Origin of the sequence: Streptomyces sp. NPDC050164 (assembly GCF_044459945.1) — a bacterium.
In the GTDB taxonomy this organism is placed as follows: Bacteria; Actinomycetota; Actinomycetes; order Streptomycetales; family Streptomycetaceae; genus Streptomyces; species Streptomyces coeruleorubidus_A.
Genome location: NZ_JBITJK010000006.1, coordinates 16,820 through 38,557 on the forward strand (window position 1 = coordinate 16,820; position 21,738 = coordinate 38,557).

Below are 21,738 nucleotides of genomic sequence, written 5' to 3' on the forward strand. Positions count from 1 at the left end.
GTCACTCGCGTGGCCCCCGACAAAGGGCCACCGCCCCCGGCGGTCGCAAAGATGCGGGCATGGGTATACGCACGCTCCTTTGCCGCACGGCCCCAGGCGTGGCACTCCCGCCGGTCCCGCCCTTTGCGGCAGCCGCAAGCTCGGTCCGCGTCCCCGCCGCCCTCACCACAGCCCTGCGCCACACGACGGCGGACCTCCGGCAGCGCCTGGCCCACGGATGGCGGCCGCCCGATCCCACCGCCCTCGGCGACGTGTCCGCCGCGACTGGTCGCACAGGCGGCGGTGAGGTGATGGCCGTCCAGCGTCCCGCCGGCGCCGGCGACGTGTCCGCCGCGGGCCTCACCAGCCCAGCCGACGTGTCCGCCATCCTCGGTCTCACCAGCGGCACAGCCACTACGGCCCAGCACCCAGGCAATACCGATCGCCCCGACAGGGCCTCCCGCCCCTGGGCGGACCTGGCCCGCAGCTACCTGACGCTCGTCCTCACCCTGCTGCCACGGCCCCGCCCCGCGCACACCACCATCACCGTGTACATCGCGACCACCGAGCCCCTCAGCGAGCGGCCGACCGGCTCGGCTCCGCGTCATCGACGCGGCCAGGACCGTCCGGGGCCCGGGTCGGGCCCGGAACCGGACGCCGCACCCTGACCGCCACGGCGTACAGCAACAGCGCCGGGACGAGCCCCGCGCCCGCCCCGAAGCACACCGTCGGAATGATCTCCCACGGTTTCGCGCTCGCGCCCCAGTAGGCCCACCACCGCGACGCCCGCTGCACCGCCCCCACCAGCGCGAAGCCGCCGATCACCGCACCGGCCAGCCACCGGTCCCGCACCGACAGCGCCGGGACGCCCACCGGCACGCGCACAGGCGCCCGCCGCACGGCCTGCGCCACGAACACGGCGATCACGACCGCGGCCACCGCCGAACCGCCGTACTGCAGGTACCAGTACAGCGGCGAGCCCGCCACCTCCCGGCCCAGTACCGGAAACAGCCGCATCCCCCACCGGTCGAGATGCGTGAACGCGTCCCACACGACGTGCGTCAACGCGCCGAGCACCGCGGACACATACCACCGCAGCACCAGGGACGGCCGCACACGCGCGCGGGGTGCCCCGCACCGCACCAGCGCGGACACCCGCCCCTGCCGGGCCCGCGGCAGCAGCGCCACCAGCGGTTCGCGCACCAGCAGCCACAGCCACACCAGCGCCCAGGCGAGGAGCACATCGACCGTGAACACACCCGGGAACGAGTGCGTGACGTCACCGAACTGCATCGCCCCGGACACCACACTCGCCGCGTAATAGGTCATGTCGGGCGCGAAGGAACCCGCCACGAGCACGGCGGGGGCCAGCGGGCCCCGGCCGGTGCCGTCGGTGCGTACGGCGGGCAGTACGGCTGCCGCGTGGCTCAGCGTGAACGGCAACTCGGCTCCTCGTGACGGTCGTTGGCAGCGTGATCGGAAGGGCTCAGTATGCGGGATGCCGAACCGCGGCCGCCCACCCCGCTCGCCGCATGACCAACCGGTGAAAAACGGGCACGAACGGGTGCCCGAGCAAAGCAAGTTGTCGTAGGGTCGCCAGGGTCACCGTGCCGGTGGCAGGAGACAGGCCTGTCGGAGGGCAACCACTCGGGCCGGTCGATCGTCACAACAGAGCGAACGCAACAGAAGTACGCGTTCGCAACACAAGAGCGCGACAGACAGAGACGGGCGCTCGGGCGTCCACGGGAGGGGTTCACTCTATGGCGGCGCAATTCGGCAGGAGGCTGCGCAAGGGGGCGGCAACCACCGCCGTGGCCGCGGTAGCGGTCGCGGCCCTGTCCGCCTCCCAGGCTCCGGGCGTGAACGACCACGGCAGACAGACCTCCGCGGACGCCACACCCTCACCCGACGCGAGTGCCTCCGACGGCAGCGCCACCGGCAACTCGCCCTACTACACGGACCTGCCGCCGCTCAACAGCCCGAGCCCGTCACCGAGCACCGGGCCGGGACCCACCACCGGCACCTCCGAGGCAGGCATCCCCGCGACCGTCCTCGACGCCTACAAGAAGGCCGAGGCCGCGCTGCGCGACGCCAAGCCCGGCTGCAACCTGCCCTGGCAACTCCTCGCGGCCATCGGCCGGGTGGAGTCGGGCCAGGCCCGCGGCGGCCGCGTCGATGCCGAGGGCACCACCATCTCGCCGATCCTCGGCCCGCAGCTCGACGGCAACGGCTTCGCTCTCATCAAGGACACCGACAACGGCGCCTACGACGGCAACAGCACGTACGACCAGGCCGTCGGCCCCATGCAGTTCATCCCGTCCACCTGGGCCTGGGCGGGCCGCGACGCCAACGGCGACGGCAAGAAGGACCCCAACAACATCTACGACGCCGCGCTCGCCGCCGGCCACTACCTGTGCCGCAACAACTGGGACCTGTCGGACCAGAACGACCTCGACCGCGCGATCCTCAGCTACAACAACTCGCGGGAGTACCTCAACCTGGTCATGCGGTGGCTGGAGTACTACCGCAAGGGCACGCACGAGATCCCCGACGGCACCGGCACGCTGCCCGACAACCGCAGCGACGACGGGGCCGGGGCGAGCCCCAGCCCCTCCACGCCGAGCACGCCCGGCACGCCGGCTGCGGGCGGCCCCAAGCCCAAGCCCACCCCCAAGCCCCAAAAGCCCGGCGGGGGCGGCACGACGCCCCCGAAGCCGCCCACCACGCCGCCGGACCCCCCGAGCACACCGCCCTCGACCTCTCCCACGCCCACCGACACGGTGCACCACCTGGAAGACGCCGGGACCGCGAAGCTCACCGCGATGGCGGGCGACGCGTTCACCAAGCGGATCAGCACCCGCGCCGAGACGAAGGCCGGCCAGGCCGTCAGTAAGGTCAGGATCCGCTTCACGATCATCGGCGACACCGACACCACGTTCACGGGCGGCGAGAGCGTGGCGACGGTCGCCACCAACAGCTCCGGAGTGGCCGTCGCACCCGCGCTCCAGGCGGGGGAGAAGACGGGCGACGTCACCGTCCGGGCCACCGTCGTGGGCCGTATCGTCGCGGGCCTCGACTACACGGCCACCGTCACCGAGCGCGCCGCCGACGCCCTCGCCCGCACCGGTGACGCCGCGCTGACCTGCACCCCGGGCGGCGAGTTCGCGAACCAGGTCGAGGTGAAGGCCACCTACAAGGGCGCCGTCGCGGACGGCGTCGCGGCCACCGCCACGCTGATCAAGTCGGCGGACGATCCGACCGCCAACGACAAGGGCCCCTACTTCAAGGACGCCGACGGCAAGGCCGTACGCACCCTGACGGGCCTGAAGACGGACGCGAAGGGCCTGCTGAAGCTGCCGAAGCTCTACGCGGACGACACCACCGGCACGTTCCTGCTCCGCATCGACACCGAGGGCGGAGCGACCCTCACCGTCGAACTGACCGTGGCGGCTGCCGAGACGACCTCACCGAGCCCCTCGCCCAGTCCGAGCGCGTAGCTCTCGGGTACGACGAACGACGCCCCTCTTTCAAGAGGGGCGTCGTTTTTCATGAGGGGGCGTCGTTGTGTGTGCAACGTGTTCTCATCTCCGCCGCCCGTTGCTACGGTGCCGAGAAACCTGACGGTGTATCAGCTCGACTCGTGGGGAGGCCCCGTATGCGCGCCCTCGTCGCCGCCGCCACCGGTCTCGCCGTCGCGTTCGCCGTGGTCCTGACGCTGACCGCCCTCGGCACCCCCTCGGGCGGGACGTCCCCGAAGCCGCTGCTGACGACGGTGCCCGCACACCCCTGACCGCCCGCCCGGGAGGGAGGCCGAGATGCGCCGCAAGGCCGGCCTGGTCCTGCTCGCCCTCGCCGTGTTCTTCGCGGCCCTGTCCCCGCTGCTGCGCTGGTACGCCTTCCCGCGCCTGGCCAAGGTCCCCGCGCACCAGTACCAGGACATGGTCCTGGAGGCGGAGAACGCCACCCTCCTCGACTACGGCACGATGCGGGCCCGCACGGTCCCCAAGGTCACGATCGTGCAGACCCTCAAGGGCAACGTCGAGGCCTCCGAGCGGATCGAGGAGTCGGCGGGCCGCGACGTGGTCGTCTGGGACGGCCTGTCCTACGTCGTCGGGCCCGACGACGAGATGGTGTCGAAGATCCCCGAGCGCTACATCTTCGACGCGCACACCCAGGAACCCGTCCACGCCACCGGCGAGATGGTCGACGGCGACCCGGTGCGCCGCGAGGGCATCGAGTTCAAGTGGCCGTTCCTCACGGAGAAACGGGACTACGAGTACTTCGACGCCCAGGCCCGCGTCACCGCCCCCATCCACTACAAGGGCACACAGGACTTCCGCGGCCTGGAGGTCTACTACTTCGAGCAGACCATCCCCTGGACCGAGGTGAGGATCCCGAAGACCCTGCCCGTGGACGGCCTCACCCCCGAGTCGGTCGCCGAGACCGGCACCACCCGCTGGTACACCACGGTCCGCAAGTTCTGGGTCGAACCCCTCACCGGCGCCCCCGTCTACGGCGAGGAACGCCACAAGGAGGAACTGCGCGGCGGCACCCTCCTCGGCGACCGTGACAGGGTGACCGCGTTCGCCGGGCACGTGAAGATGCGCGAGGACTACATCACCCACACGGTCGACCTGGTGAAGTCCCAGCGCCTGCTCATCCTGCTGATGACGTCCTACCTGCCGTGGGGCTCCCTGACCCTCGGCGTCCTCCTGCTGGCCCTCGCGCTGTACCTGGAGGCCCGCGGCCGCCGCCCGTCCGGCCCGGCTCCCACGGCGACCGAGGAGCCGTCACCGGTCAGCGCCTGAGCCGGGCGGTGGTCAGCGCCTGAGCCGGGCGTTGGTGTGCCGGGTCGGCTCGGCCCCGGCCGGGTCCTCGGGCCACGGATGCTTCGGATACCGCCCGCGCAGCTCCGCCCGTACGCCCTGGTAGCCGTCCTTCCAGAACGAGGCGAGATCGGCGGTGACGGCGGCCGGCCGCCCGGCCGGGGACAGCAGATGGACGAGCAGCGGCACCCCCGCGACCCGCGGCGACTCCTGGAGCCCGAACATCTCCTGCAGCTTCACCGCCAGCACAGGCTGCTCGGGCCGGGTGTAGTCGACGCGGATCCTCGACCCGCTCGGCACGGTGATCCGCTCCGGGGCGAGCTCGTCGAGCCGCCCGGCCTGCCCACCGGCCCAGGGCAGCAGCCGCGCGAGCGCCTCCCCGGCGTCGATCCGCGCCAGGTCGGCCCGACGCCGGGCCCGGCTCAGCTCCGGCTCCAGCCACTCCTCCACGCGCGCGTGCAGCGCGTCGTCGCAGACGTCGGGCCACGGTTCGCCGAGGTGCAGCCGCACAAACGCGAGCCGCTGCCGCAGAACGCCGGCCTCCGGTGACCACCGCAGCATCCCGAACCCCTCCCGCCGCAGCCCGTCCAGCAGCGCACCGCGTACGAGCCCGGGGTCGGCGTCCTTCAGCGGCCGCACCGCCAACTCCACGGCTCCCAGCCGCTCCACCCGCCGCGCCACGACGTCCCCACCGTCCCAGCACACCTCGTCCCGCTCCTGAAGCAGCGCCCCCGCGGCGAGCCGGGCGACCCCTTCGTCGATCACGGCCCCCAAGCGCACGCGCGCGTGCCCCTTGCCGACGGGCCGGTCGGCCATGGCGACAGCAATCCAGGGGGAACCGCGCAGCGTGCTCCCGTCCCCGGCCTCGGCACGGGTTCCGGACGCCATGAGGTACGACCCACCGTCGACCTCGGCGACACGCTCGGGAAAGGCGAGAGCGGCGACGAGCCCGACCTGGCGTTCTTCCGAGGAGTTCGCCCACCCGCCCGCCCGTGCCTCTGGAGGCGAGACACGGGCGGGCGGGTGGGACACGCCTGAAACGACGGCCCGCAGCCGCCGAACCTCCGCCCGCCACCGTCCGGAATAGGCGTCACCCCCACGCCGAGCACGACGCAACGCACCCGCCAGATCATCCCCGTACTCCCGCGGAGCCTCCTCACTGAGCAACGCGATGACCTCAGCGGCCCTCTCCGCCCCGGCCAAGCCGGACCCATCCAGCAACGCCCGCCCCAACCGGGGATGCAACCCCAGCCGAGCCAGCGCGACTCCCCGCTCCGTGGCCCGCCCGACGGAGTCGACGGCCCCGACCGCCGCCAACACCTCCCGCGCCGCCGCCATCGCCCCACCCGGCGGCGGATCCAGCAACGCCAGCCCGGACGCCTCCGGATCCCCCCAGCACGCCACCTGAAGCGCGAACGCCGTCAGGTCGGCCACCTTGATCTCCGGTGAGGGAAAACGCGGCAGACGCGCGTCCTCGGCCTCCGCCCAGCACCGGTACACCGCCCCCGGCGCCTCACGCCCGGCCCGCCCCGCCCGCTGCCGCCCGGCCGCCTGCGACGCCCGCACCGTCGTCAGCGCGCTCAACCCGCGCGCGTGGTCGACGCGCGGCTCCCGCGCCAGCCCGGAGTCGACGACCACACGCACCCCGGGAACCGTCAGCGACGACTCCGCCACCGACGTGGCCAGCACCACCCGGCGCCGCTCCCCGCCGGCCAGCACGGCGTCCTGGACGGCCGCGGGCGCCCGCCCGTGCACCTGAAGCACCTCGACGTCCCCGAGCTCGGCGAGCTGCCCGGCCACCCGGGCGATCTCGCCCACGCCCGGCAGGAAGCACAGCACGTCCCCGTCCCGCTCGGCCAGTGCCCGCCGCACCACCGACGCCACATGCGCCAGCAGCGCCGGATCGACACGCATCCCGTGCGGCGGCCGTACGGGCCGTACCGGCGGCGCCCACACGACCTCCACCGGATACGCCGCCCCCCGGGCCTCGACCACCGGGGCGCCGCCCAGCAGCGTGGCCCACCCCTGCGCGTCGGTCGTCGCGGAGGCGGCCACCAGCCGCAGCTCCGGGCGCAGCGTCTGCCGTACGTCCCACAGGAACGCCGCCGCCGTGTCCGCGTCCAGATGCCGCTCGTGGCACTCGTCGAGCACCACCACGTCCGTACCGGCCAGCTCCTGGTCCCGCTGAACCCGCTGCACCAGCACACCGGTCGTGACGACCTCCACGCGCGTGTGCCGCCCGACGACGCGTTCCCCGCGCACGGTGTAGCCGACGCTCGCGCCCACCTTCTCGCCCAGCAGCCACGCCATCCGCCGCGCCGCCGCCCGGGCCGCGATCCGCCGCGGCTCGGCGACGATCACCCGCCGCCGGGGCCCCTCCCCGAGCAGCCCCGCCAGGGCCAGGGGCACCAGGGTCGTCTTCCCGGTGCCGGGCGGCGCCACGAGGACGGCGGTGCCGTGCCCCTCCAGGGCGTCGTCCAGGGCGGGCAGGGCACCGCGTACGGGCAGGGCGTCCAGGGCGTCGTAACGGATCACGCACTCAGTCTCGTACGCACACGAAGATCGCCGTCCCCGGGATCAGGTTCCCGCGCAGCGGCGACCAGCCGCCCCACTCGGAGGTGTTCCAGGCCGGCCACTCCGGCTCCACCAGGTCCACCAGCCGCAAGCCCGAGGCCACGACGTCCCGGACGCGGTCGCCGAGCGTGCGGTGGTGCTCGACGTAGACCGCGCGGCCCTCCTCGTCCTGCTCGACGTAGGGCGTGCGGTCGAAATACGACCCCGACACCGACAGCCCCTCCGGCCCCGGCTCGTCCGGGAAGGCCCAGCGGATCGGGTGCGTCACCGAGAAGACCAGACGGCCCCCGGGCCGCAGCACCCGGCGCACCTCCCGCAGCACCAGGCGCGGATCGGCGACGAAGGGCAGCGCCCCGTACGCCGAGCAGGCCAGGTCGAACGAGCCGTCCGCGAAGGGCAGCGCCCCGGCGTCGGCGCACACCAGGGGGAACGGTCCGCCGATGCGCAGCGCGTGCTGCAACTGCCGGTGCGAGATGTCCAGGGCCACCGGGCGGGCACCCTGGCCGGCCAGCCAGCGCGAGCACTGCGCCGCGCCCGCGCCGATCTCCAGGACGTCCTTGCCCTTCAGCTCCTCCGGCGGGCCGAGCAGCTCGGCCTCCACCTCGTCCAGACCCTCGGGGCCCCACACGAAACGGTCGTCGCCGAGGAACGTGCCGTGTTCGGTCTGGTACTCGTCGGCGTTGCGGTCCCACCAGCCCCGGTTGGCCCGGGAGCTCTCCGTGACTCCGGCGGTACGCCGGGTGGCCTCGGGTTCGGACGCTTCGGGCTCTTGGATGATCGGCTCCCTCGTCGTACTCTTCCGTCCAGCCGGTCCCGGAGGTGTCCCGAAGGGGACGTCACACGCCCTACGTGGCCTCGGACGACACGACTTGTGCCGGGTATGCGGTGTTCCGCCCCGGGTGGGCGGCTTCGCGCATTGACCCTGCCCGGCTGCCCCCGTATGCTACAAGTTGCGCTGCGGGCTTGCGCACCTCAGACGTAGCAGGCTGCGCTCGCATCTGTATGTATGTCCCCTCGGTTGTCGAGGCGCCACCAATTTCGTGTGGCGCTTCCTTGGCTGTCCGGCTTCTGCAGAGCGAAACGGGCTCCCGGCGTAGCAGTACCTACGACTTCAATGTCCGTACCGGAGCCCTTTCCCACATGACGAGCAGCACCGAGACCACCGCCACCACCCCGCAGGTAGCGGTCAACGACATCGGTAACGAGGAAGCCTTCCTCGCCGCGATCGACGAGACGATCAAGTACTTCAACGACGGCGACATCGTCGACGGCGTCATCGTGAAGGTCGACCGGGACGAGGTCCTGCTCGACATCGGTTACAAGACCGAAGGTGTGATCCCGAGCCGCGAGCTCTCGATCAAGCACGACGTCGACCCCAACGAGGTCGTCGCCGTCGGTGACGAGATCGAGGCCCTTGTTCTCCAGAAGGAGGACAAGGAAGGCCGCCTGATCCTCTCGAAGAAGCGCGCCCAGTACGAGCGTGCCTGGGGCACCATCGAGAAGATCAAGGAAGAGGACGGGATCGTCACCGGTACCGTCATCGAGGTCGTCAAGGGTGGTCTCATCCTCGACATCGGCCTCCGTGGCTTCCTCCCGGCCTCCCTGGTCGAGATGCGCCGCGTCCGTGACCTCCAGCCCTACGTGGGCAAGGAGCTCGAGGCCAAGATCATCGAGCTGGACAAGAACCGCAACAACGTGGTCCTGTCCCGCCGCGCCTGGCTCGAGCAGACCCAGTCCGAGGTCCGCCAGACGTTCCTCACGACCCTGCAGAAGGGTCAGGTCCGTTCCGGCGTCGTCTCCTCGATCGTCAACTTCGGTGCCTTCGTGGACCTGGGCGGCGTCGACGGCCTGGTCCACGTCTCCGAGCTTTCCTGGAAGCACATCGACCACCCCTCCGAGGTCGTCGAGGTCGGCCAGGAGGTCACCGTCGAGGTCCTCGACGTCGACATGGACCGCGAGCGCGTCTCCCTGTCGCTGAAGGCGACCCAGGAAGACCCGTGGCAGCAGTTCGCCCGCACCCACCAGATCGGCCAGGTCGTGCCCGGCAAGGTCACGAAGCTGGTTCCGTTCGGTGCGTTCGTCCGCGTGGACGAGGGCATCGAGGGTCTGGTCCACATCTCCGAGCTGGCCGAGCGCCACGTGGAGATCCCGGAGCAGGTCGTCCAGGTCAACGACGAGATCTTCGTCAAGGTCATCGACATCGACCTCGAGCGCCGTCGCATCAGCCTCTCGCTGAAGCAGGCCAACGAGGCCTTCGGCGCCGACCCGGCGTCGGTCGAGTTCGACCCGACCCTGTACGGCATGGCCGCGTCGTACGACGACCAGGGCAACTACATCTACCCCGAGGGCTTCGACCCCGAGACCAACGACTGGCTCGAGGGCTACGAGACCCAGCGCGAGGCCTGGGAGACCCAGTACGCCGAGGCGCAGCAGCGCTTCGAGCAGCACCAGGCGCAGGTCATCAAGTCGCGTGAGGCGGACGAGAAGGCCGCTGCCGAGGGTGGCGAGGCCGCCGCTCCGGCCGCGTCCGGCGGTGGCGGTTCGTACTCCTCCGAGGGCCCGGACAACTCCGGTGCGCTGGCCTCGGACGAGGCGCTTGCCGCGCTTCGCGAGAAGCTGGCCGGCGGCCAGAGCTGACGCCCGCTGAGCAGTAGCTCCTGACTGAGGGGCCGTGCCTTTCGAGGTGCGGCCCCTCAGCGCTGCCCACGGAGTTGCCCACGGAAAGATCATGTACTCCTTCTCCGGGAATGCCCACGCCCGCAAGGGCGTTGTGCAGTACGGACACGAGGAGGAGCGGTCACTGTGCTTGATCCGCAGGGTTTGTACGCATGGGAGCCGAAGGGCCTGGCCGTCGTCGACATGGCGCTCGCCCAGGAGTCGGCCGGACTTGTCATGCTCTACCACTTCGACGGATACATCGACGCGGGCGAGACAGGCGACCAGATCGTCGACCGGCTGCTCGACTCGCTGCCCCACCAGGTCGTCGCCCGCTTCGACCACGACCGGCTCGTGGACTACCGCGCCCGCCGCCCGCTGCTGACGTTCAAGCGCGACCGCTGGAGCGACTACGAGGAGCCCGCCATCGAGGTGCGGCTGGTGCAGGACGCCACCGGAGCGCCGTTCCTGCTGCTGTCCGGCCCCGAGCCGGACGTGGAGTGGGAGCGCTTCGCCGCGGCCGTGAAGCAGATCGTGGAGCGGCTCGGCGTCCGTCTTTCGGTGAACTTCCACGGCATCCCCATGGGCGTCCCGCACACCCGGCCCGTCGGCCTGACCCCGCACGGCAACCGCACCGACCTCGTCCCGGGCCACCGCAGCCCGTTCGAGGAGGCGCAGGTGCCCGGCAGCGCCGAGTCCCTGGTCGAGTACCGCCTGCTCCAGGCCGGGCACGACGTCCTGGGCGTCGCCGCCCACGTCCCGCACTACATCGCCCGCTCCCCGTACCCGGACGCGGCCCTGACGGTCCTGGAGGCCATCACGGCGGCGACCGGACTGGTGCTGCCCGGCGTCGCCCACGCCCTGCGCTCGGACGCCCACCGTACTCAGACGGAGATCGACCGGCAGATCCGCGAGGGCGACGAGGACCTCACCGCGCTCGTCGAGGGCCTGGAGCACCAGTACGACGCCGTCGCGGGCGCCGAGACCCGGGGCAACATGCTCGCCGAGCCGGTGGACATCCCGTCGGCGGACGAGATCGGCCGGGAGTTCGAGAAGTTCCTGGCGGAGAGGGAAGGCGACAGCTGACGGGTGGGGTCGCGCCGCGACAGGGGCGCGGGGAACCGCGCGACCAGCCCTCACCGGCCCGCACCCTCTGCCTGGCATCCCCAAGCGGAGCGTCTAGGCTCGGCTCATGCTGAAGGTGGGCCTGACCGGCGGTATCGGTGCCGGCAAGAGTGAGGTGTCACGGCTGCTCGTCGAGTGCGGTGCCGTGCTGATCGACGCGGACCGCATCGCGCGGGAGGTCGTCGCACCGGGGACCCCGGGGCTCGCCGCGGTCGTGGAGGCCTTCGGCGAGGAGGTGCTCGCGGCCGACGGCGGCCTGGACCGGCCCAGGCTCGGCTCCATCGTCTTCGCCGACGCGGCGAAGCTCGCCACGCTCAACTCGATCGTGCACCCCCTCGTGGGCGCCCGCTCCCGTGAACTCGAAGAGGCCGCAGCCGAGGACGCGGTCGTCGTGCACGACGTCCCGCTCCTCACGGAGAACGGCCTGGCGCCGCTGTACGACGTCGTGATCGTCGTCGACGCGAGCCCGAAGACCCAGCTCGACCGGCTCGTACGGCTGCGCGGCATGACCGCGGAGGACGCCCGCGCGCGGATGGCCGCCCAGGCGACACGCGAGCAGCGCCGGGAGATCGCGGACATCGTCATCGACAACGACGTCCCGCTGGAGGACCTGGAGCGCCGCGTGAAGGACGTGTGGGCCGAGCTGGAACGCAGGTCGCACGCGTCCCGGCCGTCCCCTCAGGAATAGCGGCATCTCGCGGGGGCGTTGAACCCTCGCAGTGAGGGAAGGACTCTGCCGTGCCCGAGACCAGCGGTTCGACCGGACGTACTCCGGAGACGCACGTCATCGACTTCCGTGCCGCCGAGCAGCTGCTCGCGGCGCGGGACCCGCGGGGCGCGGTGAAGCTGCTCGACGAAGTCATCGCCGCACACCCGGAGAACACGGCCGCGCGGCTGCTGCGGGCGCGTGCCTTCTTCGCGGCGGCGCAGCTGAGGCCGGCGGAGCTCGAGTTCTCGATCGTCCTGGAGCGCGAGCCGGACAACGCGTTCGCGCACTTCGCGCTCGCCCGCACGTTTGAGCGGCAGGGCCGCCCCGACCAGGCCAAGCGCCACTTCCGTCTGGCCGCCGCGCTGGACCCGAACCCGCGGTTTCTGAAGGCGGCGCGCTTCGACTCGTGAGAGGCCGTCCCTGTCTGCCTCAGGGGTGATCCGCCCGCCTCAGGGGTGATCGTCCGGTGGACGGTAGGGCGGGATGTCGGGGCCCGGCTGGTAGTGCGGGCCCTGGCGGATGTGCCTGAGGACGACGACGAGGTCGATCGCGACGACCAGCAGCAGCACGCCACAGGCGATGGCCCAGCCGGTCCGCCCGGCGAGCGTGAAAGCGACCGTGCCGAAGAGCGCCCAGACAAGCCCCCACACGCTCAGCCAGAAGCGCGCCCGCAGGGCACTGCGCGCAGTCCTCGGTTCACTGCCTGTACGCATCGCTCGATCACCACTCCTGGTTGCAACGTACTCTTCGTGGCGAGAGTTCACCAAGGCAGGCAGAGGGGGCCGTGCATGCTGCCGGACGCCGACGCGTTCCCCGAGATCCTGCTCGACCTCGCGGTGCCGCACGAGGACATCAACGACCTGGTCGCTCTACGGCGGACGCTCACCGCGGACACCGGGGCCATGAGGTTCCTGGAGGAGTGCGTCGACGACCTGGTGCGGGACATCGGGGAGATCGGGGCCGCGGTACCGCTCGCTGAGCGGGTCGAGGAGGCCCCGGCGGCGGTGGGCCCGTACTTCGCCGTGTACGTGTTCGTCGCGGCGCTGCCGTACACGCGCGCATACCACCAGGAGCGGGGTGTCACCGCCGACGTCAGCCGCCGCACGCTCGCCGACCTCGGGCGGAACATGGCACACCATCGACGGCAGCACGGCAGGGGAGGGGTGAAGGTCCCCCAGTGGCTCACGCACCACTTCCGAGGTGAGCTGTACCAGCTGGGGCGGCTTCAGTTCGAGCGGGCGCGCCTCGGGCAGCGGACGGGGCGGGCGGTGGCGGCGGCCGGGCTGGACGTGACGCCGGGGGAGCCCTGTCTGAACCTGCACATCCCGGACTTCCACGGGCCGCTGTCCCCGGCGGCCTGCGGCCGTTCCCTGGAGCTGGCGCGGGAGTTCTTCGCCCGCCACTTTCCGCAGGAGCGGTACCAGGTCGCGGTGTGCCACTCCTGGCTGCTTGACCCGCAGTTGAAGCGGTACCTCGACCCGGACTCCAACATCGTCCGCTTCCAGGGACGCTTCGAGGCCGGCCGCGACCCCGGCGAAGAGCCGGAACCGGCGGACACCGAGCCCGTCCGGTTCGTCTTCGGCGACCCGGACCTGCCGGTGGCGAGCCTGCCGAGGCGGACGTCGGTGGAGCGGGCGGTGGGGGATCACCTGCGGGCGGGCGATCACTGGTACGTGGGGCACGGCTGGTTCCCGCTGTAGGCGTCTGGGTTCCGCTGTAGGCACCCGTGGCCCTCGGCTCGCGGAAGCCGGTGGCCCCTTCACTCGGTCGGGTGAAGGCGGCCGGGGGCGGGAACGGGCGTGCGGTTGTGGCCCGTTGGGAGGGCATGGAGCTGAAAATGCGTGAGGGGTACGAGGGGACCGGACCCGGGGCCATCACTCCGGACGGCTGCGCGGTGGAGCTCTACTCGCGGCTGCCCGTGGGGGACGAACCGGACGTCATCGCGGCAGCGGCGCCGACGGGCGCGCGCATCCTGGAGCTGGGCAGCGGGGTCGGGCGCATGACCCATGCGCTGCTGGAGCGCGGGTTCAAGGTCACGGCGGTGGACGAGTCCGCCGAGATGCTGGAGCGCGTACGCGGGGCGCGGACGATATGCAGCCCGATCGAGGACCTGGACCTGGGCGAGAAGTTCGACGTCGTGCTGCTCGCGTCGTTCCTCGTGCACGCCGGGGACGCCGAGGTGCGGCGGGGCCTGCTGCGCACGTGCGTGCGGCATGTCGCGGAGGGCGGCTCCGTGCTGATCCAGCGGGAGGGCGAGGACTACCACACGAACGTGCCGCGCGAGCGGGTGGACCCCAGCGGCTTCACCGTGCGGATCGTGTCGTCGGAGCCGGTCGGCGACGGGGTCGACTCGGTGCGCGCGGAGTACGAGTTCCCGGACGCGGTCTGGACCCAGACGTTCCGGGCACGACCGCTGACCAGGGAACAGTTCGAGGAAGCGCTGGAGGAGACGGGCCTGAGGGTGGACCAGTACCTGACGGAGGATCGGGTCTGGGTGAGGGCGGTGCCCGACGGCCCGGGCGGGCGGGGTGCTTGAGGGGCCGCACGGGGAGAGGGAGGCCGGGCGACTGACCGGCTACGACACTGTTTCGACGTCCCTGGCGCTGTGCGGGGATGCCGAGCTGCGCGAGCTGGTGGACGCGGCCGTGCCGTTGGGGACGGGCATTGGCGGGAAGTCGGCCCGGATGGACGTGGCCGGCTCGCCGGTCTTCGTGAAGCGGGTGCCCCTGACGGACCTGGAGCGGCGGCCGGAACACCTCCGGTCCACGGCCAACGTGTTCGGGCTCCCCACCTTCTGCCAGTACGGCGTCGGCGGGCCCGGGTTCGGGGCGTGGCGCGAGGTCGCCGTCCACACGATGACGACGAACTGGGTGCTCTCGGGGCAGTTCCAGGGCTTTCCGCTGATGTACCACTGGCGCGTTCTGCCGGACGAGGCGCCCACGCTGGCGGAGGAACTGGCCGATGTGGAACGGGCGGTGGCCTACTGGGAAGGCAGCGCGGAAGTGCGGCGTCGTATCGAGGCGCTGCGGCAGTCCTCGGCGAGCGTAGCGCTGTTCCTGGAGTACATACCCCAGACGTTGCACGCGTGGCTCACGGCGCGGGTACGAACGGGCGGCGAGGCTCTCGACCGGGCGTGCTCGCTGGTGGAGAGGGAACTGCGGGCCGGCACGTCCTTCATGAACAGCCGGGGGCTGCTCCACTTCGACGCCCACTTCGAGAACGTCCTGACCGACGGCCGGCGCCTGTACTTCGCCGACTACGGCCTCGCCCTGTCCAGCCGCTTCGACCTCTCACCCGCTGAGACCGACTTCTACGACCGGCACGCCACCTACGACCGCTGCTACAGGGCCAGTTACCTAGTGAACTGGCTGGTCACCGCCCTGCATGGCGCGGACTGGGAGATACGTGGAGAACTGATACGGGCATGGGCCGAAGGACAACAGCCCAACGGGGTGCCGCCCGGGACGGCGGCGATCCTCACCCGCAATGCGCCGGTCGCGGCCGTGATGACGGACTTCTACCGAACGATCCAGGAGGTGAGCAGGACAGCTCCGTACCCGTTGGAAAGACTCCGGCGGCTCTGCCCGTGACGGGGCAGGTCCGGGCCGAGGCAGGGGTGGAAATCTGCCGGGCGGCGATGAGTTCGAGGGCGAGGGGCGGTCTACCCCTGCGACATCACCACGGACCGCGTCCCACAGAGACCTCCATGCCCGAGACCACCGCTCCCGTCACCGCCGCCCCCTCCGCCCCGGCCGGTGTCGTCGTCACCGAGTCCGCGGCCGCTCGCGGGCGGCGTGCCCGGATCGCGCTGCGCGGTCTCCAGGTGCTGCTCGCCCTCTTCTACGGGATCGCGAGCGCTCTGCCCAAGCTGATCGCGCACTCGTCGGCTGCCGAGTCGTTCGATGAGCTCGGCTGGGGCAGAGCGGGGATGTACACCATCGGTGCGCTCGAACTGGCCGGAGCGGTCGCCCTGTTGATACCGGTGCTCCAGTCGGTGGCGGCGATGGCGTTGGGCGCGCTGATGGTGGGCGCGTTCGTCGTCCAGATCGCCGTCTTCGACGGGCAGTACGCGGCAACGCCGCTCATCCTGATCGTGCCGCTCGCCCTCATCGCCTGGGCACGGCGGGGGCACAACGCGGAACTGCTGCGCCTGCTGCGGCTCCGGGCGTGACCATGCCGCGGGCGCTGCTCACGGCCTCGGTTTGCCCAACCCTCCACCGGGGCCGGGACCGAAGCCGCTGCCTGGGCCCGCGCCCGGGCCGGCCAAGCCGCGTAGGCGTTCCATTTCGCGGCGGTCCCGCTTCGTCGGGCGGCCCGCGCCGCGGTCGCGGATTCCGGCCGGGGCGATGGCCTCGCGGGGCGGGGGCGGCGGGGAGTTGTCGATGTAGCACTGGGCGGCCACGGGGGCGCCGACCCGCTTGCGGATCAGCCTTTTGACGATGACGACCCGCTCCCGCCCGTCGTGCCGCAGGCGCACCTCGTCGCCGACGCGTACGGCGTGGGCGGGCTTCACACGCTCGCCGTTGACGCGGACGTGTCCACCCCGGCATGCGGTGGCGCCCAGAGAACGGGTCTTGACGAGGCGAACGGCCCAGATCCAGCTGTCGACGCGGACGGTCTCGCCGCTCTGGGGCCCGGCCGCCTCGGCGGCGGCGATCGCCGCCGCGACCTTCGGGTCCACGGCCTTCGTGTCGCCCGTCCCGTCGTTCTCCGCGCCTTCGGAAGCCATGTCCCCGACCTTAGTCCTTCGAGTCACCTGATTTCGGGCCGTCCGGGCAAGGAATCGTCCCCCAGGCAGTTCTGCAAAACAAGTTTTGCAAAAAGTCTTTTGTCGAATGTCGATAGCCGCCTACCCTGCCGGCATGGACAGCGACGAGCACAAGCGCGTACTCGACCCCGAGCACGACACGCACGCTCTGAAGGCCCTCACCCACCCCCTGCGCATCCAGCTGCTCGGGCTCCTGCGGCAGGACGGGCCCGCCACGGCCAGTGAGCTCGCCGCGCGGACGGGGGAGTCGTCGGCGTCGACCAGTTACCACCTGCGGGTGTTGGCGAAGTACGCGTTCATCACCGAGGCCGAGCACCGCGACGGGCGGGAGCGGCGCTGGCGGGCCCGGCACGCCGTGACGTCCTGGAGCAACGAGGCGATGGAGTCCTCCGAGGCGGGCCGTGCCTTCGTCAGCCTGGCCCGGCGGCGGCAGCTGGAGCACCTGGAGATGTCCCTCGCCCGGCACGAGGCGGAGATGGCCGCCGGGCGGTTCGGCCAGGAGTGGGTGGAGCCGTCCGGGATCAGCGACCTCATGCCCCGGCTGACGGCCGAATCGCTCACCGAGCTCTGGGACACGGTCGCCCGGAAGCTGGAGGAACTGACCGCCCGGGACGCGCAGGACCCGCGCGCCGAGCACGTCATGCTCCTCACCGCCGGCCTGCCGCTCGCCCCGCACGACCGTGAGGACACGGATGGCGAGAGCGCCTCATGACAGAGCTGCGAGAGCCGCCGGAGGCGCCCGGGATATGGACCGCTCGCCGTCGGTACGTCACCGTCTGCGCGCTGTTATGGCTGCCGCCGGGCCTCGGCATGGCCTCGATGGTCCTCCTGTTCAGCGAGCGCGGCATGTCCCTCGCCGCGGTGGCGGGGCTCTTCGCCGCTCACTCGCTGACCGTGGCCGCACTGGAACTGCCCACGGGAGGGCTCTCCGACGTCCTCGGGCGCCGGCCGGTTCTGGCCATGGCCGGTGCGCTCAGCGTGGTCGCCTTCGCCCTGGTCGGCCTCGGCACCACCGCCTGGGTACTCACCGCCGGCACGGTGCTCATGGGCGCCGCCCGCGCCCTGGCCAGCGGTACCGCCGAGGCCTGGTACGTCGACACCGTCCAGGCGCATTCCGGCCCGGACGCCGAGCTGCGGACGGGCCTGGCGCGAGGCGGCTCCGCGACCTCCGCCGCACTCGCGGCCGGCCTCCTGCTCGGCGGTGCCCTGCCCTGGCTGTTCGGCACAGGGACCGGTCTCGGTGCCCGGCTGAGCGAGGCGACGTCCGGGGCGATGCTGCCCTTGTCCGTTCCCGTGCTGCTGGGAGCCGCGGTCAGGGTCGTCTTCGTCTGCTACGTGCTGACCGCCCTGCGGGAGCCGCCGCGACCTCCGGCCACCCTGCGTTCCGTGCTGCGCGGCGTTCCGGTCACCGTCCTGGGCGGACTGCGGCTGGGCGGACGTGACGCGCTGGTCCGGCGGGTCCTGCTCACCGCCGCGGCCGTCGGCAGTGCCCTGGCCGTCATCGAACTGCTCATGCCGGGCCGAACCGTGGCGCTGACCGGGGCGAGCGGCTCCGGCGCGATGGCCTATGCCGCACTCTCCTGTGCGGGCTTCGTCTGCGGCGGTGTCGGCAGTCACCTCGCGCCGCTCGCCGCCCGGGTGGCGGGCAGCGGTGAACGGGCCATGCTGGTCTGTCTCGGGGGCTGTGCGGGCGGCGTGCTGCTGCTCGGTGTCACCGCATCCACCACACACCTGCTCGCCACGGCCCTCGCGGTCGTCGGCTTCTGCCTGTTCTACCTCGGCATCGGTGCGGCTTCCCCGAACGAGAAGGACCTGCTCCACCGCCGGGTCCCCAGCACGCAGCGCGCCACCGCCCTGTCCGTCCAATCCCTCGCCCTGCAACTGGCAGCCGCGGTCACCGGCCTGGTAGCCGGGGCACTGCGGCCGGGCCCGCTGCCCTGGCTGCTGACGAGTACCGTGCTGCTGTCCGGAGCCCTGCTCTGGCGCCGCCGCGCCGGCGAACGAGCCGCGCGGGTCGCCGGTGTCTGAGCCCGGCGTACCGGCGCGTCCGGACTGCCTCAAGGACCATGGCCCCCGCGACCACCGCGCCCTCACCTGCGCCTACGGTGGAGTGATGGACGCCAGCGGTCTTCCTCTCCTCGACCGGCGCATCACGGACTGCCGGGCCTGCCCGCGGCTGGTCTCCTGGCGTGAGGAGGTGGCCCGGGTCAAGCGAGCCGCCTATGCGGACTGGATGTACTGGGGGCGGCCGGTGCCCGGGTTCGGGCCGGCGGACGCCCGGCTGCTGATCGTCGGACTCGCCCCCGCCGCCCACGGCGGCAACCGCACCGGCCGGATGTTCACCGGCGACCGCTCGGGGGACGTCCTGTACAAGGCGCTGTACGACGTCGGCCTCGCCTCCCAGCCCACCGCCGTGCACGCCCAAGACGGCCTGGAGCTGTACGGCGTACGCGTCACCTCGCCCGTGCGATGCGCCCCGCCCGCGAACAAGCCCACCCCTCAGGAGCGGGACACCTGCCGCCCCTGGCTCGTTCAGGAGCTGCGGCTGCTGCGACCGACGTTGCGGGCCGTGGTCGTGCTGGGCGCCTTCGGCTGGCAGGCCGCGCTGCCCGCGTTCGCCGAGGCGGGCTGGTCCGTGCCCCGGCCACGGCCCGCCTTCGGCCACGGGGCCCGGTTCGGCCTGGACGGCTTGGAGCTCTTCGGCTGCTTCCATGTCAGCCAGCGCAACACCTTCACCGGCCGGCTCACCCCGGCGATGCTGCGCGACGTCCTGCGGACGGCCGCGCGGACGGCGGGACTGCCGACGACCGCCGGCTGAAGAGGATTAGCGCGCTTCCCCCTCCCCGAACAGATGCCGCACCGTGGAGCGGTAGTTGGTCCGTACATGCGCGAGGGCGTGCGCGCGGGCCCGCTCCGGGTCGCCCGAGGCGATCGCCTCGTACAGCTCGCGGTGCTCCACGAGGAGCTGGGGCCACTCCTCGTTGCGCCGGGTCATCCAGCGCAGCCGGCCGGCGACCGGTTCCAGGGCCTCGGTCAGCAGGCTGTTGCCGGCCATCGCCACGATGCGGTCGTGCAGGCGGCTGTTGAGGTCCGTGATCAGCTCGGCGTCCCCGACCTCGGTGGCGGCGGCCGCGCGGTCGAGGAGCTCCTGGACCTCGGCCAGGTCCCCCGGCGTCGCGCGGGACGCGGCGAGTCCGGCGGCGTAGACCTCCAGAGCCTCGCGCAGTTCGAACAGTTCCTTGACGTCGTTCGGGGTGAGACGGCGTACGACCGTGCGGCGGGGCGTCTCGAAGTGGACGAAGCCCTCGGCGACCAGTGCGCGGATCGCCTCCCGGACCGGGACGCGCGAGACCCCGAAACGCTCCGCCAGCTCGCGTTCGACCAGGCGATCGCCGGGACGGAGGCTGCCCGCGATGATCTCCTGCCGCAGGTCGGCCGTGACGCGTTCGCGCACCGCTCCGAGGGGTTCGATCTTCGTCATGAAGCCCATCCTCGCCGACGCGAGGTGTCTTTTACGCGGCGTTAACAAGAGCGACATCGGTCAGAACGGTTGACGGGGAGACCATGTGCGCAGTTTGGTATACCAAACCCCTCACAGAGCAGTCCTCCTTCGTCCCCTTGCTCATGGAGGCCCCCGTGTCCCTCGCCGACCGTGCCGAAGCCACCGGCACACCAGCGTTCGTCCCCGATCCCCGGCTCACAAACGAAGACCTCGCGCCCGCGAAGAAGCGCAACTGGAAGGTCTTCGACCTCTTCGCCATGTGGATGTCCGACGTCCACAACCTCGGCAACTACACCTTCGCCGCCGGGCTGCTCTTCCTGGGCATGAACGTCTGGCAGATCTTCACGTCCCTGCTGGTCGGCTTCGTGATCATCTACATCGGCATGAACTGGATGGGGAAGATCGGGCAGCGCCACGGCGTCCCCTTCCCGGTCGTCAGCCGGATCGCCTTCGGCGTCTGGGGCGCCAACATCCCGGCGCTGATCAGGGCCGTGATCGCCATCATGTGGTACGGCATCCAGACCTACCTGGCCTCCGTCGCCGTCAACGTGATGCTGCTCGCGGCCTGGCCGAGCCTGGAGTCGTGGACGCACAACTCGTTCCTCGGGCTGGACGCGCTCGGCTGGGTCTCCTTCATCGCGCTGTGGCTGGTCCAGGCGGCGATCATCAGCCGGGGCATGGAATCGGTCCGGAAGTTCCAGGACTTCTGCGGTCCGGCGATCTGGCTCGTGATGATCGTGCTGGCCGTGTGGATCCTCGCCAAGGCGGGCTGGACGATCTCGCTCACCTCGACCCCGCACCCGGTCTCCGTCGGCGAGCAGTGGCGCCAGTGGTTCGGCGCGATCGGCCTGGTCCTCGCCACGTACGGCACCCTGATGCTCAACTTCTGCGACTTCTCCCGCTTCTCGCCCGACTACAAGTCGGTCAAGCGCGGCAACTTCTGGGGCCTGCCCATCAACTCCACGGCCTTCGTGATCGTGTCGGTCATCGTCACCGCGGGCGCCTACGAGGTGTTCGGCAAGGAGATCACCGACCCGGCCTACCTCGTCGCCGAGATCGGCAACACCTGGGTGCTGGTGCTGGGCGCGCTGACCTTCGCCATCGCCACCATGGGCGTCAACATCGTCGCCAACTTCGTCTCGCCGGCGTACGACCTCGCCAACGTCTGGCCGCAGAAGATCACCTTCAAGGTCGGCGGCATGATCAGCACGGTCGCGGCCCTGCTCGTCACGCCGTGGAACCTCTTCTCCAACCCGACCGTCGTGAACTACTTCCTCGGTGGCCTCGGTGCCTTCCTCGGCCCGCTGTTCGGCGTGATCATGCTCGACTACTACTGGGTCAAGCGCGGCCGAGTGAACGTGGACGAACTCTTCGACGCCACCCCCGGCTCCCGCTACCACTACCGCAAGGGCGTCAACCCCAAGGCACTGTGGGCGTTCCTGCCGGCGGCGGCTGTCGCGGCGGTGCTCGCGCTGGTGAAGGACTTCAGCGACGTGGCGCCGTACTCCTGGTTCATCGGCACGGCCCTCGCGGCCGGGCTGTACGCGGTGCTGTGCCGCAGCGAACGTGCCGCCGAGCGCGTGGCCGTGGAGGTCTGAGA

General features: G+C 71.6%; 22 protein-coding genes. 16 read left to right on the plus strand and 6 right to left on the minus strand.

All coding sequences use genetic code 11. The features are described 5' to 3' along the window. Window positions 1–98: 98 nt before the first annotated feature. Window positions 99–647 (plus strand): hypothetical protein, encoded by a 549-nt coding sequence (locus ACIBNA_RS11765; RefSeq protein WP_399165051.1) that lies wholly within the window; start codon window positions 99–101, stop codon window positions 645–647. On the opposite strand, the gene ACIBNA_RS11770 is transcribed toward ACIBNA_RS11765, so the two are convergent. Continuing rightward, window positions 553–1,422, minus strand: coding sequence for a DUF4184 family protein (locus tag ACIBNA_RS11770; protein ID WP_399165052.1), 870 nt, complete (start codon window positions 1,420–1,422; stop codon window positions 553–555). The genes ACIBNA_RS11765 and ACIBNA_RS11770 overlap by 95 nt on opposite strands. Before the next feature lie 317 nt (window positions 1,423–1,739). On the opposite strand from ACIBNA_RS11770, the gene ACIBNA_RS11775 reads away from it, so the two are divergent. From ACIBNA_RS11775 to ACIBNA_RS11785, 3 genes are all read left to right on the plus strand, one after another. Further along, a complete protein-coding gene (locus ACIBNA_RS11775; protein WP_399165053.1) occupies window positions 1,740–3,476 on the plus strand; it encodes a lytic transglycosylase domain-containing protein in 1,737 nt (578 codons plus the stop codon). A gap of 158 nt (window positions 3,477–3,634) precedes the next feature. Beyond that, entirely contained in the window at window positions 3,635–3,769 is a 135-nt protein-coding gene (locus tag ACIBNA_RS11780; protein WP_106975450.1) for an SPW_0924 family protein, read from the plus strand. A 25-nt stretch (window positions 3,770–3,794) separates the two neighbouring features. Beyond that, the gene (locus ACIBNA_RS11785; protein WP_399165054.1) at window positions 3,795–4,787 is read left to right on the plus strand and encodes a DUF3068 domain-containing protein; all 993 of its coding nucleotides are present in this window, start codon (window positions 3,795–3,797) and stop codon (window positions 4,785–4,787) included. Window positions 4,788–4,799: 12 nt separating this feature from the next. Here the strand turns inward: ACIBNA_RS11785 and hrpB are convergent, their stop codons facing one another. Together hrpB and ACIBNA_RS11795 are read right to left on the minus strand one after the other, a co-directional pair. Further along, the gene (hrpB, locus tag ACIBNA_RS11790; RefSeq protein WP_399165055.1) at window positions 4,800–7,340 is read right to left on the minus strand and encodes an ATP-dependent helicase HrpB; all 2,541 of its coding nucleotides are present in this window, start codon (window positions 7,338–7,340) and stop codon (window positions 4,800–4,802) included. Window positions 7,341–7,344: 4 nt separating this feature from the next. Then, on the minus strand, window positions 7,345–8,157 hold the full coding sequence (locus tag ACIBNA_RS11795) for a class I SAM-dependent methyltransferase (RefSeq protein WP_399165305.1): 813 nt from the start codon (window positions 8,155–8,157) through the stop codon (window positions 7,345–7,347). A gap of 362 nt (window positions 8,158–8,519) precedes the next feature. Here ACIBNA_RS11795 and rpsA point away from each other — a divergent pair, with 362 nt between their 5' ends. The 4 genes from rpsA to ACIBNA_RS11815 all read left to right on the plus strand — a co-directional run bounded on the left by rpsA (window position 8,520) and on the right by ACIBNA_RS11815 (window position 12,278). Further along, the gene (gene rpsA / locus ACIBNA_RS11800; RefSeq protein WP_399165056.1) at window positions 8,520–10,016 is read left to right on the plus strand and encodes a 30S ribosomal protein S1; all 1,497 of its coding nucleotides are present in this window, start codon (window positions 8,520–8,522) and stop codon (window positions 10,014–10,016) included. Window positions 10,017–10,181: 165 nt separating this feature from the next. Continuing rightward, entirely contained in the window at window positions 10,182–11,120 is a 939-nt protein-coding gene (locus ACIBNA_RS11805) for a PAC2 family protein (protein ID WP_399165057.1), read from the plus strand. 106 nt (window positions 11,121–11,226) lie between these two features. Further along, window positions 11,227–11,847, plus strand: a complete 621-nt coding sequence (gene coaE / locus ACIBNA_RS11810) for a dephospho-CoA kinase (protein ID WP_399165058.1) — start codon at window positions 11,227–11,229, stop codon at window positions 11,845–11,847. Between the two features lie 50 nt (window positions 11,848–11,897). Further along, entirely contained in the window at window positions 11,898–12,278 is a 381-nt protein-coding gene (locus ACIBNA_RS11815; protein ID WP_399165059.1) for a tetratricopeptide repeat protein, read from the plus strand. A gap of 39 nt (window positions 12,279–12,317) precedes the next feature. Here the strand turns inward: ACIBNA_RS11815 and ACIBNA_RS11820 are convergent, their stop codons facing one another. Further along, window positions 12,318–12,581 (minus strand): DUF6343 family protein, encoded by a 264-nt coding sequence (locus ACIBNA_RS11820; RefSeq protein WP_399165060.1) that lies wholly within the window; start codon window positions 12,579–12,581, stop codon window positions 12,318–12,320. A 75-nt stretch (window positions 12,582–12,656) separates the two neighbouring features. On the opposite strand from ACIBNA_RS11820, the gene ACIBNA_RS11825 reads away from it, so the two are divergent. The 4 genes from ACIBNA_RS11825 (at window position 12,657) to ACIBNA_RS11840 (ending at window position 16,039) form a co-directional block, all read left to right on the plus strand. Then, a complete protein-coding gene (locus tag ACIBNA_RS11825) occupies window positions 12,657–13,568 on the plus strand; it encodes an acyltransferase domain-containing protein (protein ID WP_399165061.1) in 912 nt (303 codons plus the stop codon). A gap of 137 nt (window positions 13,569–13,705) precedes the next feature. Beyond that, window positions 13,706–14,404 (plus strand): class I SAM-dependent methyltransferase, encoded by a 699-nt coding sequence (locus ACIBNA_RS11830; RefSeq protein WP_399165062.1) that lies wholly within the window; start codon window positions 13,706–13,708, stop codon window positions 14,402–14,404. Continuing rightward, window positions 14,397–15,458, plus strand: coding sequence for a protein kinase family protein (locus tag ACIBNA_RS11835; RefSeq protein WP_399165063.1), 1,062 nt, complete (start codon window positions 14,397–14,399; stop codon window positions 15,456–15,458). The genes ACIBNA_RS11830 and ACIBNA_RS11835 overlap by 8 nt, the downstream gene beginning before the upstream one ends. 116 nt (window positions 15,459–15,574) lie before the next feature. Further along, window positions 15,575–16,039, plus strand: a complete 465-nt coding sequence (locus ACIBNA_RS11840) for a DoxX family protein (RefSeq protein ID WP_399165064.1) — start codon at window positions 15,575–15,577, stop codon at window positions 16,037–16,039. Between the two features lie 18 nt (window positions 16,040–16,057). Here ACIBNA_RS11840 and ACIBNA_RS11845 read toward each other — a convergent pair whose 3' ends face one another. Beyond that, the gene (locus ACIBNA_RS11845) at window positions 16,058–16,597 is read right to left on the minus strand and encodes an RNA-binding S4 domain-containing protein (RefSeq protein WP_399165065.1); all 540 of its coding nucleotides are present in this window, start codon (window positions 16,595–16,597) and stop codon (window positions 16,058–16,060) included. 133 nt (window positions 16,598–16,730) lie between these two features. Here ACIBNA_RS11845 and ACIBNA_RS11850 point away from each other — a divergent pair, with 133 nt between their 5' ends. From ACIBNA_RS11850 to ACIBNA_RS11860, 3 genes are all read left to right on the plus strand, one after another. Next, on the plus strand, window positions 16,731–17,348 hold the full coding sequence (locus ACIBNA_RS11850) for a helix-turn-helix domain-containing protein (protein WP_399165066.1): 618 nt from the start codon (window positions 16,731–16,733) through the stop codon (window positions 17,346–17,348). After that, entirely contained in the window at window positions 17,345–18,664 is a 1,320-nt protein-coding gene (locus ACIBNA_RS11855) for an MFS transporter (protein WP_399165067.1), read from the plus strand. The genes ACIBNA_RS11850 and ACIBNA_RS11855 overlap by 4 nt, the downstream gene beginning before the upstream one ends. An 85-nt stretch (window positions 18,665–18,749) precedes the next feature. Further along, a complete protein-coding gene (locus ACIBNA_RS11860) occupies window positions 18,750–19,454 on the plus strand; it encodes a uracil-DNA glycosylase (protein WP_399165068.1) in 705 nt (234 codons plus the stop codon). 6 nt (window positions 19,455–19,460) lie between these two features. On the opposite strand, the gene ACIBNA_RS11865 is transcribed toward ACIBNA_RS11860, so the two are convergent. Beyond that, window positions 19,461–20,117 (minus strand): GntR family transcriptional regulator, encoded by a 657-nt coding sequence (locus ACIBNA_RS11865; RefSeq protein WP_399165069.1) that lies wholly within the window; start codon window positions 20,115–20,117, stop codon window positions 19,461–19,463. 155 nt (window positions 20,118–20,272) lie between these two features. On the opposite strand from ACIBNA_RS11865, the gene ACIBNA_RS11870 reads away from it, so the two are divergent. After that, window positions 20,273–21,736, plus strand: a complete 1,464-nt coding sequence (locus tag ACIBNA_RS11870; RefSeq protein ID WP_399165070.1) for an NCS1 family nucleobase:cation symporter-1 — start codon at window positions 20,273–20,275, stop codon at window positions 21,734–21,736. Window positions 21,737–21,738 lie beyond the last annotated feature (2 nt).